Origin of the sequence: Stutzerimonas stutzeri, from assembly GCF_024448935.1 — a bacterium.
Lineage (GTDB): Bacteria > Pseudomonadota > Gammaproteobacteria > Pseudomonadales > Pseudomonadaceae > Stutzerimonas > Stutzerimonas stutzeri_AO.
On the sequence record NZ_JAMOIE010000121.1, the window covers coordinates 1 to 11,630 of the forward strand.

Genomic DNA, 11,630 nt, shown 5'->3' on the forward strand with positions numbered 1-11,630 from the left:
GATGGGCACTAGCTAGAACTACCTGATTTCGGGGTTCCGACATTCAGCATTACAACAACTAAAAGTGGAGTGACTCATGAAACGTCGTCAAATTCTGGCCGCCGCTGGCGTTGGTCTGGCCGCAACCGCACTGGCCGGTTGCAATAAGGAAGCCGAAACCGCTGCCAAGTCCGAAGGCACCGCAAGCACCGAGAAATTCAATTGGAAGATGGTCACCTCCTGGCCGAAGAACTTCCCCGGTGTAGGTGTTGGCGCAGAAAACTTTGCCAAGCTGGTCAACGAAATGAGCGATGGCCGGCTCACGGTCAAGGTGTACGCCGCTGGAGAGCTGGTGCCGGCACTCGAGGTGTTCGATGCGGTATCCCGTGGCACGGCCGAGATGGGTCATGGTGCGCCCTATTACTGGAAAGGCAAGGTCCCGGCCGCTCAGTTCTTTTGCGCATTGCCATTCGGCCCGAACGCTCAGGAAATGAACGCCTGGCTGCACTACGGCGGCGGCATGGAGCTCTGGGAAGAGGTCTACAAACCATTCGGCGTACTGCCCATGGCCTGCGGTGCGACGGGCGTGCAGACCGCGGGCTGGTTCAACAAGGAAATCAACTCGGTTGATGACTTCAAGGGCCTGAAGATGCGTACCCCCGGCCTGGGTGGCGAAGTGCTGACCAAGATGGGCGGAACGGTGGTCAACATGCCAGCCGGTGAAATCTTCACGGCGCTGCAGACCGGTGCCATCGATGCCACCGAGTGGATTGGCCCGTACAACGATCTGGCGCTGGGGCTGCACAAGGCTGCCAAGTACTACTATACGCCAGGCTGGCAGGAGCCGAACGTCACCTTCGAACTGGACGTCAACCTGAAGGCTTGGGAAACCCTGCCGGACGATCTCAAGAGCATCGTTCGTGCCGCGGCCCGTGCCGTCAACGGAGACATGCTCGACGACTACAATGCGAAGAACATGGAGGCTATGGAGCAGCTGCGCGAGCAGGGCGTTGAAGTGCGCCGGTTGCCCGACTCAGTATTGGCCCGTCTGAAGGAAGTGGCTGCCGAGGTGGTCGATGCTTCCGCCGCTGCCGATCCAGTCGCCAGCAAGGTCTGGGAACAGCAGAGTGCCTATCTCAATCGCTTGTACGAATACGCCGAGCTGAACGAGAAGGACATCTACAACATTCGCGGCTGATCCACCAACCGCATGAACGAAAACGCCGCCCGATGGGGCGGCGTTTTCGTTTGCGTGGAATCAGTTTGCGTGGAATCAGTTTTCCAAGGTCGCGTTGAGACTGATCTGTGCATTGAGCACGCGCGATACCGGGCAGCCTTCCTTCGCCTGATTGGCGATCTGTTGGAACTGCTCGTTATCGGCGCCCGGCACCTTGGCTTTCAGCGTCAGGGCGATTGCAGTAATGGAGAAGCCTTTGTCGTCCTTGTCCAGGGTGACTTCCGCGGTGGTGCTGATGCGCTCGGCAGTCAGTCCGGCCTGACCGAGCAGCATCGACAGCGCCATAGAGAAACAGCCGGCATGGGCTGCGCCAATCAATTCTTCCGGGTTGGTGCCAGGAGCGCCTTCGAAACGGGTGTTAAAGCCGTAGGGGTTGTCTTTCAGCGCGCCACTTTCGGTGCTGAGGGTGCCTTTGCCGGTTTTCAAGTCACCTTGCCAGACGGCGGATGCGGTTTTCTTCATGGGATTCTCCGAATGCTGTGGGTGGATGAATGGCGACGCGGTCTGCCGCTTGGCTGCATGCGGAACGCCATCACCGGCCGGCTGGCCGGCGTTGCGTCACCAGTGTTGTTCGGCTGCGAGGATCGCGCTTGCCAGCTGCATGTCGCTGGCCTGTAGTTGCGGTTGCTGGCTACGCAGTTTCATCAGCATCGCTTCGAGATAGGGGCCACGGATGACACCATCGCTGGCCACGAAGCTGCTGGCGTCTTCCCGTGCCGCGGCGACCAGCTTGTTGTCGTGGAATGTCATGTAAGTGGAAGCGGTGGTCGCCCCCGACGATAGAACCTGCCGAACAAATCCGTTGTCCGCCATCGCCGCCCCAAGCGGGATACAGCTCAGGGTCACGGCTGCCAGGATTGTTTTGCGCATGATGGATGCCTCTGCTTGATCCTCCATTAAAATGAGAGTGTGCAGCGATCAGCAGAGTTCCTTAGAGTTCCTTGGACGCTATCCGCTGCGTTCGATCAGTTGGCGAACCTTGGCGCCGAGCATGTCGATGCTGAAGGGTTTGGCCAGCATATCCATTCCGGGGCCAAGGAACTCGCCACGTAGCTGGGCGTTCGGTGCATATCCGGTGATGAACAGCACGTGCAGGTCCGGTCGGTGCTGGCGCGCGATTTCTGCCAGCTGCCGCCCGTTGATGCCGGGCAGTCCGATATCACTGACCAGCAGGTCGATACGTTGAGTGCCCGTCAGATGCGGCAGTGCGCTGTTACCGTCCACTGCTTCGAGGACCCGGTAGCCGAGCTCGTGCAGAACCTCGACCACCAGCATGCGCACCGCAGCTTCATCCTCGACCACCAGTACGGTTTCGTCGGCCTGCGCGCCGCTGACGGCCACCGGTTTGCTGGATTGCTCTTCGATGTGCGCAGTCTGTGTCCGGTTGCGCGGCAGCAACAAGGTGATCAGGGTGCCTTGCCCCGGTGTACTGTCGATGCGTACATGACCGCCAGTCTGCTTGACGAAGCCATAGACCATCGAAAGCCCCAGGCCGGTGCCCTGACCGATAGGTTTGGTGGTGAAGAATGGGTCGAATGCCTTGGCGACCACTTCGGCTGGCATGCCCGAACCATTGTCGGCCACGCTGAGCGTGACGTATTCGCCGGGTTCTAGGCCGTCTGGCTGCGGTGTATTGAGCTGTACCGAGCCGGTTTGAATGATCAGCCTGCCGCCTTCGCTCATGGCATCGCGTGCGTTGATCACCAGGTTGAGCAGGGCGTTTTCGAGCTGGTGCGCATCGGTGTAGGCCAGCCAGGGGCTTTCCTGCAGGCGGGTGTCGAACTCGATGTGCTCGGCCATGGTGCGGCGCAGCATGTCCTCCATCGACTCGACCAACAGGTTGACGTTCACCGGTTGCGGATCCAGCGACTGGCGCCGGGCGAAGGCCAGCAGACGATGGGTCAATGCCGCGGCGCGATTGGCCGAACTGGCCGCCGCATCGACGTAGCGACCGAGATCGTTGACCTGACCATTGGCGACTCGGCGCTGGATCAGATCAAGGGCGCCCAGCACTCCGGTCAGCATGTTGTTGAAGTCGTGGGCGAGGCCGCCCGTCAGCTGGCCGATGGCTTCCATCTTCTGTGCATGGCGCAGGGTGTCCTCGGCGCGTTCGCGTTCACCCATTTCCAGATGCAGCAGATGGTTGATCTCGGCCAGCTCGCGCGTGCGCTCGGCGACGCGTCGTTCCAGATTGTCGTTCAGCTCGCGCAGCGCTTCTTCGGCGGTTACCTGTGCCGTGATGTCGGTGTTGGTGCCGAACCAGCGGGTCACCTGACCGAAGTCGTCGCGAATAGGTACAGCGCGCGCCAGGAACCAGCGGTACTGGCCGCTTTTGCCGCGTAGCGGGAAGGTTTCCTCCCAGATCGAGCCGATCGCCACGGCGCGTTTCATCGAGGCGCTGACCCGCTCGTGATGATCGGGGTGATGGACCGAGCGCCAACCCAGGGCTCGCATGGCTTCCAGCGTGGTGCCGGTGTAGTCGTACCAGCGCTTGTTGTACCAGTAGATGCGGCCTGCCGGGTCGGCCATCCAGGCGAACTGGCTCATGTTGTCGGCGAGGGTGCGGAATTGCTCCTCGCTGGCGCGCAATGCCGTTTCGGCGCGCATGCGCTCGTCGGCCGTCCAGGCACGGTCAGCGACTTCGCGAATAAAGGAAATGTCGTCCTCGGCCCATTGCCGCGGTCGATCCTGCAGCAGGATCAAGGCCGCGCTGAGGTCGCCCTGCTCGAGCAGCGGCACGCAGACCAGGCTTTGAACGCGCCTCAGGCGCAGGCTTGCTGCCTGTGCCGCGGTACGCGGGTCATGCAGCACGTCTTCGACCACCACCAGTTCGTGGTGCTGCAGGTCGTAGATGAAGTCACCGTAGTCGGCAAAGCACATGCGTTCGCTGTAGTCACCCAGAGCGCCGTCGCTCCAGTAGCGCTCGACGGTGGCGTATTGTCCGCCTGGGTCGATGGACAGAAAGGCCGCGCGGGTCACCTGCAGTGTGGTGCCCAGTGCTCGCACGGCAGCCGTGACGATGGTGATGCTGTCCGGTTGTCCGCGCAGCAGATCGCCCAGCTCCATGAGCACCGATTGGCGCTGTTCGGTGATCTGGCGCTCCTGTATCTGCTCTTCGAGCAGCGCATTCATGCGCAGCAGCTTCAAGGCAGCGTTGCGCTCAGCGGTGATGTCCCGGGCGGTGCCCAGCAGGCGAACCTTTCCATCGCCGTCTACCAGCCGGCGACCGCGATTGGTCTGCCAGCGGAACTGGTCGTTGCGCTCGTCATACACCCTGTACTCGAGATTCAGCTCGCCGCCACCGACCCCATCGAGCGCGTTGCGGAAGGCGTGCAGCAGTGCGTGGCGGTCGTCAGCGTGCACCCGCGCGAGGAATTGATCCACCGTCAGGGCCGGTTCGTTCGGTGCGATGCCCGCGAGCGCCTTGAGCTGGGCATCCCAGTGCAGGCAGTTGCTTTCAAAGTCGTATTCCCAGACGCCAATCGCCGCGATCTCGTTGGCCAGGCTGACGCGCTGTTCGGCTTCCAACAGGGCCTCGCGCGCGCGCTCGGTCAGCGGCCGCGCGGATGCGTTCGGCCACTTCGCGCACCAGTGAAATATCCGCCTGGCTCCAGCGGCGTGGCTGTCGGCTACCGAACAGCAGAAAGGCGCAGTCAGCGGATTGCTCCAGCAAGGGCGCCAGCAACAGGCTGCGGTAATCAAGGTGTTCATGCAGGCCGCCGCAGTTGCCATGACAATCGGCTTCGTCGAGAAGGTCTTCGAACGGCACGATAAGGCCTTGCGATAAGCGCAGGCGTAACGTCCGTGCACAGCCCCCAAGCGTGTAGGAGGCGGACCGAGAGTTGCCGGGGCCCTGCGGCCAGTGCTGATCGATGATCAGGCCGTCGCGCTCGTCCACATGCCCTTGATGGATGCATTCCGTCCCCATCAGCTGGGCAAGCCGATCGGCCATCATGTCGGCCAACTCGATACGACTACCGCTGTCCTGCAGGCGGTCGCTCAACTCGAGCAGGTAGGATTGCAGGGCCTCGCCGCGGGTCCGCTCGCTGATGTCGGTGAAGGTGCAGATCGCCCCATACAGCACTCTGTCTCGGAACAACGGGGCGACCCGGTATTCCACCGGCAGGCTGGTACCGTCCGCGCGATAGAACAGCTCGTACTCGACGTGTGCCGACTCGCCGGTCGTGGCGGTGCGCAGAATCGGGCAGTCCTCGAGCGGATAGGGTGAGCCGTCCGGATGACTATGGTGAATAAGCGGATGCAGCTGCCGGCCAAGCACGTCTTCTTTGCTGGAAAATCCGAGTAGCTTGACGAATGCCTCGTTGCACAGGGTGACCAACCCCTTGGTGTCGATGGAATAGAAGCCCTCGCTTGCCGCGTCCAGCAAGCTACGGGTGAATGCCTCGCTTTCCAGCCGTTTGATCTCGGCCAGGCGCCGCTCATGAATGTCCTGCGCGACCAATACCCAGTGCAGCAGCCGGCAGTCACAGTCGTAGACGGGCGCGCCGCTGCCCTGGAACCAGCGTTGGCTGCCGTCGGCTGCCAACAGCGGGACTTCGAAGCTGCCGGCCTGGCCGGATTTCAGTGCGCCTCGCCATTGCTTCAGTACGCCGTCGCGGTGATCCGGCGCCACCGCTGAAAGCCAGCCCATGCCAGCCGAGGCTTTGGCGCTCAGGCCGGTAAAGTCACACCAGTAGCGGTTGCAGAAGATTAACTGCCCGTCAGCATCGCACTGCCAGATGACCTGAGGGCTCAGATCGACCAGAGCCCGGTAGCGCTCTTCAGCTTGGCGAATGGCTGCCTGTTCATGCAGGCGTTCGGTCAGGTCGCGCAGGATATGGACGAAACCCAGGTGCTGACCGTGATCATCCTTGAGCGGCATCTGCACCCCGCTGGCCCAGAAGCGGCTGCCATCCTTGCGCACATGCCAGCGTTCGTTCACCGCCGAGCCATCGCGTGCCGCGGTTGCCATTTCCTTGTCAGGCACGCCGCTGGCCACGTCTTCCTCCACGTAGAATCGCGAGGCGTGGCTGCCGATCGCGGCGTGCGGTTGCCAGCCGAGGATGCGTTCGGCGCCCTGGTTCCAGCTGGTGATGAGGCCCTGGGCGTCGGTGGTGAGAATCGCGTAATCGACTGCGCTGTCGATGATTTGCCGGTTGCGCTCGTTGGCTTCACGGCTGCGACGCAGCTCCAGCAGGGCCATGACTTGACGGCCCAATGCCTCCAGATGGGTGCGCTGACGCTCCGACAGCTGCCGCGGCTGGCTGTCCAGAACACAGAGTGTGCCGAGCGGCAGACCCTCAGCGGTGCGCAGTGCAGCGGCGGCATAGAAGCCCGTCATGCCGTTGGCCAGCGGCTCGTTGGTCAGGTCCTCGATCACCAGCGGTTCGCTGCAGCCGATGGCACGGGCGCAGAGCGCCTCGTCTCGAGGGCGGTTGCCACCTTCGATGTCGACCGAGGCCTTTATCCATTGGCGGTCCTTGTCGACGAACACGATGGCGGCGCTGGGGGCGGCGCACAGCTCGGCGGCAAGCAGCACCAGGTCATCGAATGCCGCCTCGGCGGGGGTGTCGAGAATGCGGTATCGGGCCAGGGCTGCCAGTCGGTCAGCTTCGTTCCACGTATTGCTTGTGGTGTTCTTCTTCAAAACGTTCGCTCGGCTATCCATGGCGGCAACGATCTTGGTGTCCAGGCGGCGGCCGAGCGCTTGCAACGGCGAGGCAGCGGCGCGGATGCAGGCGGTTGTTGCTATGCAAGATACCTGTGCAGGCCCAATGCCAAGTAGACCTCGGTCTACGGGCAATCTGCCAGAGCCGCCGGTCTGGTCTTGAGCGGTAGCTCCCAAGTTGTCGCGACTGGACGGCGTCAGTGCGGATTGATCGCGGGCCGCGCGAGGCCTCGGTCGGCCGCTTGCAAGGCCGCCAGCAGCCTTTGGTCACGGCGGTAGACGTCGGGACGATAGCGCGGCAGCCCGTTGCTGTCGGCTTCGGCTGTCCAGTAGGCCAGGAGTATCGGTGTGGGTTCCGTCGGGCGGTATTCGTAGGTCAGCCCAGTATCAAGCAACTGGGCAACGCGCTTGCGTTCGGCCTCGCTCAGCAACAAATCGACCAGTTGTGTCACCGATTCGACCCTGACACAGCCCGAGCTGAACGCCCGCTGCGAACGTGCGAACAGGCCCTGGCTCGGCGTGTCGTGCAGGTAAATGGAAAAGGGGTTGGCGAAACGGATGGCCACCCGGCCAAGCGGGTTGTCGGGTCCGGCGGCCTGGCGCAGCAGGATCCGCCCCGGCTTGCTCCAGTCGACCGTGGTCGGATCGAGCACATGGCCCTCGTAATCGAGCACCTGCATGTTGTGTTGCGCGAGGTAGCCCGGATTTTCGCGGATCTGCGGCAGCTTGTCCTCACGCAGGATGGTCGGTGGTACGGTCCAGGTCGGGTTGAGCGTGATTCGCGTGACGATCGACTTGATCGACGGGGTCTGCCGAGTATCGCGGCCCACCTGGCTACGTGCTTCCCATTGCGGGCTGCTGTCACGGAAGTAAATCACTCGCCCGCCAGCAATATCGACCAGCAGCGAGCGCGGCTCGATGTCAGCGGATAGCCAGCGGAACCGTTCCAGGTTTACCCGCAGCTGATTCAGCCGGTCGGCTGGCGTGGCGTTCAGTTCGGTGAATGTGTCGGCACCGAGGATGCCGTCGTCCTGCAGGGCATGGCGGCGCTGAAAGGCCTTGAGCGCGTCCACCAGCTGGTCGCTGTAGCGATCGTCGCCGCCCGGCGCGGCAGCCGTTGCGAGCAGGTAGCCGTCTGCGCTCAAACGCTGCCGCAGCAGTGGCACACGTGGATCTGACATGCCTGGGCGCAAGGTTGGGCCGGCGGGAATCGGCTGCCATTCCGGCTCCGGTTGATCGCGCAGCCGCGCATAGGCCTTGCGCAAGTTGTTGTACTGCTCCAGCGACGGACGCGCCTTATTGAAGGTATGTTCCAAGTGCTCCAGTCCCTCGCTGGCGATCGACATCAGGTGCGCCTCGGCCTGCGTCGCGGGCGCATCGGGGCTGTGCCAGACGGGTTCGATGCTGTCCTGGGGCAGGCGTCCCTGCGCAAGGTGACCTAGGGCCGACAGGTAGGCATGGCTGACTAACACATCGCTGCACTGGCGGTGCCGCGGATCACGTGTGGCGGTTAGCATCGCCCGACGAATGGCTTCGGGATAATAAGCCGCAGGTTCCAGCCCGTCATCGGCCAGCGCTTCGAGCTGCACCAACAGTGCGTCAATCTGCGCATAGGAGGTCCATACCATATCGAACTGGTTGCGCCGATAGAGCTCAGAAAGCCGCTCCCGAGCGGTTGTGTCGATGTCTGCCAGGGGCTGGCCGCATGCGCTTGGGAGGTTCCGAAGGACACCCTGGATTGCGCCGGCGGGCTCGGTTGCCGGTTCCGCCAGCGCCAGCCATGGCGCCAGAAACAATGTGAAAAGCAGACGTGATGTGTGTTTTTTGTACAACGCTTCACTCCTGGCGGTCCCGCTGACTGCTAGACTCCGCCGCTGAATAAGCCACGGTGCCTGGAAAACAAGCCCGTTCAGGCTACTAGAACATGTTGTATCAGACGACGTGGGAGCGATTCAGGTCCCGTCTGATTTAATTTCGCTATTCAATTCGATTGTTTGGGCCTGGTAGCGAGCAGGGGCGTCGGTCGGCAGGGATGATCGGCATTGGCGCCCGACGAGGTTGGGGTACAAATGATGGTTTCGCTTCGCCGCCTCTGTGTGGCCGTCGGCTTGCTCATGTCCATGCCGCTGCTGGCCGCTCCACCTGCTTATCAGCCGATGGTGGACAGTCTGTCCCGCGTGGCACCGACCCTCGATCCGGTGGTGTTGACTCATGCCGTCGCGGCCATGCAGTGCGCCGTGAACCATGGTGCGACGCCGGCTCAGCGTCTGGCGGTCGTCGATTTTTCGCGGCCTTCGTCAGAGCGCCGGCTGTGGATTTTCGACCTGCAGCGCGGACGGCTCTTGCTCAAGGATTTCGTCGCGCATGGCAACGGATCCGGGGAAAATCTGGCCACGCGTTTCTCCAACGTCGAAGGTAGCCATCAGTCGAGCATCGGTCTGTTCCGCACCGCCGAGAGCTACAGCGGCAAGCACGGCTATTCGTTGCGTATGGATGGTCTCGAGCCCGGGGTGAACGATCTGGCGCGCGAACGGGCCATCGTGATCCATCCGGCCGACTACGTGAATCCTGCCTGGATCGAGACCCAGGGCCGCATCGGCCGCAGCCAGGGCTGCCCAGCGGTTCGCCCAGAAGTGGCGCGCATGGTGGTCGACAGCCTCAAAGGCGGCCAATTCATGTTCTCCTGGTACCCGGATCAGCAGTGGCTGCAGTCGTCTGCTTACCTGAATTGCGATCCAGCGCGGGTTGCTGGGATCCTGGCGGCGCGGCAGGGATAAAGGCCGACAAGAGCGTTTGAGGCTGGAAGGTTGGACAAAAAAAGCCAAACTTCTCGTCCAGCGTCCAGCGTCCAGCGTCCAGCGGCTTTATTTCTGCTCACTCTGCGGCGTGACCCTGAGAACCTCTTCCAGGGTCGTGAGGCCCGCGGCGATCTTCTGCGCGCCTGAGAGACGCAAGCTGTGCATGCCGTCCTTGAAGGCTTGGCGGCGCAGGGTGATGAGGTCGGTGTCAGCGGTGATCAGCGGCTTGATCGCATCGTTGAGCAGCATGATTTCGTAGACGCCGGCACGCCCGCGATAGCCGGTGTCGCGGCATTCGATGCAGCCTACCGCCTGATGGGCGTTACCCGGCAGTGGAGCATTCCAGGGTTTGGTCAGGGCCTGCCAGTCATCGGCATCCAGCTGCACCGGAGCCTTGCAATGCGGGCACAGGGTGCGCACCAGGCGCTGCGCCATGACGCCGAGCAGAGTCGCGCGCAACAGGTAGTGCGGTACGCCCAACTCTAATAATCGCGTGATGGCCGATGGCGCATCGTTGGTGTGCAGGGTCGACAGCACCAGGTGCCCGGTGAGTGCCGCCTGGATCGCCATTTCCGCCGTTTCCAGGTCACGGATTTCACCGACCATGATGATGTCCGGGTCCTGACGCATCAGCGCGCGCACGCCGCTGGCGAAGGTCAGGTCGATGTTGTGCTGGACCTGCATCTGGTTGAACGCGCCCTCGATCATCTCGATTGGGTCTTCAATGGTGCAGACGTTGACCTCGGGCGTCGCCAGCTGCTTGAGGGTGGTGTACAGCGTGGTGGTCTTGCCCGAGCCGGTGGGGCCGGTGACAAGGATGATGCCGTTGGGTTGGCCGGTCATGCTCTGCCAGCGGCGCAGATCTTCAGCGGAAAAGCCCAGCTGATCGAAGCCCTTGAGCAGCACTTCCGGATCGAAGATCCGCATCACCATCTTTTCGCCAAACGCCGTCGGCAGGGTGGAGAGGCGCAACTCGACTTCACCGCCATCCGGCGTCTTGGTCTTGACTCGCCCGTCCTGCGGTTTGCGCTTCTCGGCGACATTCATTCGCCCTAGCGACTTGAGACGGCTGACCACTGCCATCGCTACCTGCGGCGGGAACTGATAGACATTGTGCAGGACGCCGTCGATGCGAAAGCGCACTGTGCCCTGTTCGCGCCGCGGTTCGATGTGGATGTCGCTGGCACGCTGGTCGAAGGCGTACTGGAACAGCCAGTCGACAATGTTCACCACGTGCGCGTCGTTGGCATCCGGCTCCTGATCGCTGGCGCCGAGGTTAAGCAGCTGCTCGAAGTTGCCGGTGCCGCTGATCTTCTGGTCGGTCGCGGTGGCGCCGCTGACCGATTTGGCCAGCCGATAGAACTCGACGGTGAAGCGCTGCAGGTCGACGGGGTTGGCCACCACACGCTTGATGGGCCGCTGCAGCACATGGGTGAGGTTGGCTTCCCAGCTCTTGACGAAGGGTTGGCTGCTGGCGATGGTCACCGCCGAGCTGTCGACTGCCACCGCGAGGATCTTGTGCCGCTGGGCGAAGGCATAGGACATCAATGGGGTGACCGCCGCGACGTTGATCTTCAACGGATCGATGCGCAGGTACGGCTGCCCGGCCTGTTCGGCGAGCCAGACGGTGAGGCTTTCCAGATCGAGTTTCTTGCCGGGACGCGCCCGGTCGTCCAACTGCTGCGCGCCGAGAAACTCCAGGGGGTGCTGCTGGCTGTGCGCCGAACTGCGCCGCAGGGTCATGCATTGCTCAGCAGTTTCCTGCAGTAACCGTCCTTGGGCGACCAGATCTCGCAGCAGATCATTGAGGTCGAGGAAACGGTCCTGGGTGGGGGCGGCGAAGACAGACATGGAAAACTCCCGAATAAAAGCAGCGGCAAGCTTCAAGCTTCAAGAAGAGGCAGTCTAAGCTTGACAGCCGTTCGGCACCCGCAGCCACACTGATTCG

At 62.6% G+C, this 11,630-nt stretch carries 6 protein-coding genes and 1 pseudogene; 2 read left to right on the forward strand and 5 right to left on the reverse strand.

Annotated elements, in window-relative coordinates; translation table 11 throughout:
* Positions 1-76 precede the first annotated feature (76 nt).
* The gene (locus NA637_RS22495) at positions 77-1,177 is read left to right on the forward strand and encodes a TRAP transporter substrate-binding protein (RefSeq protein WP_256074745.1); all 1,101 of its coding nucleotides are present in this window, start codon (positions 77-79) and stop codon (positions 1,175-1,177) included.
* A gap of 75 nt (positions 1,178-1,252) precedes the next feature.
* On the opposite strand, the gene NA637_RS22500 is transcribed toward NA637_RS22495, so the two are convergent.
* The 4 genes and pseudogenes from NA637_RS22500 to NA637_RS22515 all read right to left on the reverse strand — a co-directional run bounded on the left by NA637_RS22500 (position 1,253) and on the right by NA637_RS22515 (position 8,716).
* Complete coding sequence (locus tag NA637_RS22500) at positions 1,253-1,678, reverse strand: OsmC family protein (RefSeq protein WP_256074746.1); 426 nt, start codon at positions 1,676-1,678, stop codon at positions 1,253-1,255.
* Between the two features lie 96 nt (positions 1,679-1,774).
* Complete coding sequence (locus NA637_RS22505) at positions 1,775-2,086, reverse strand: DUF2388 domain-containing protein (RefSeq protein WP_256074747.1); 312 nt, start codon at positions 2,084-2,086, stop codon at positions 1,775-1,777.
* Positions 2,087-2,164: 78 nt separating this feature from the next.
* Positions 2,165-6,884 (reverse strand): annotated as a pseudogene (locus NA637_RS22510) (PAS domain S-box protein).
* 197 nt (positions 6,885-7,081) lie between these two features.
* Positions 7,082-8,716 (reverse strand): L,D-transpeptidase family protein, encoded by a 1,635-nt coding sequence (locus NA637_RS22515; protein WP_256074749.1) that lies wholly within the window; start codon positions 8,714-8,716, stop codon positions 7,082-7,084.
* Positions 8,717-8,953: 237 nt separating this feature from the next.
* On the opposite strand from NA637_RS22515, the gene NA637_RS22520 reads away from it, so the two are divergent.
* A complete protein-coding gene (locus NA637_RS22520) occupies positions 8,954-9,661 on the forward strand; it encodes a murein L,D-transpeptidase catalytic domain family protein (RefSeq protein WP_256074750.1) in 708 nt (235 codons plus the stop codon).
* Positions 9,662-9,748: 87 nt separating this feature from the next.
* On the opposite strand, the gene NA637_RS22525 is transcribed toward NA637_RS22520, so the two are convergent.
* On the reverse strand, positions 9,749-11,533 hold the full coding sequence (locus NA637_RS22525; protein ID WP_256074751.1) for a GspE/PulE family protein: 1,785 nt from the start codon (positions 11,531-11,533) through the stop codon (positions 9,749-9,751).
* Between the last annotated feature and the right edge of the window lie 97 nt (positions 11,534-11,630).

Coding starts and splice junctions, on each gene's coding strand:
- NA637_RS22495 (WP_256074745.1), top strand. CDS start 77: ATGAAACGTCGTCAAATTCTGGCCGCCGCTGGCGTTGGTCTGGCCGCA.
- NA637_RS22500 (WP_256074746.1), bottom strand. CDS start 1,678: ATGAAGAAAACCGCATCCGCCGTCTGGCAAGGTGACTTGAAAACCGGC.
- NA637_RS22505 (WP_256074747.1), bottom strand. CDS start 2,086: ATGCGCAAAACAATCCTGGCAGCCGTGACCCTGAGCTGTATCCCGCTT.
- NA637_RS22520 (WP_256074750.1), top strand. CDS start 8,954: ATGATGGTTTCGCTTCGCCGCCTCTGTGTGGCCGTCGGCTTGCTCATG.
- NA637_RS22525 (WP_256074751.1), bottom strand. CDS start 11,533: ATGTCTGTCTTCGCCGCCCCCACCCAGGACCGTTTCCTCGACCTCAAT.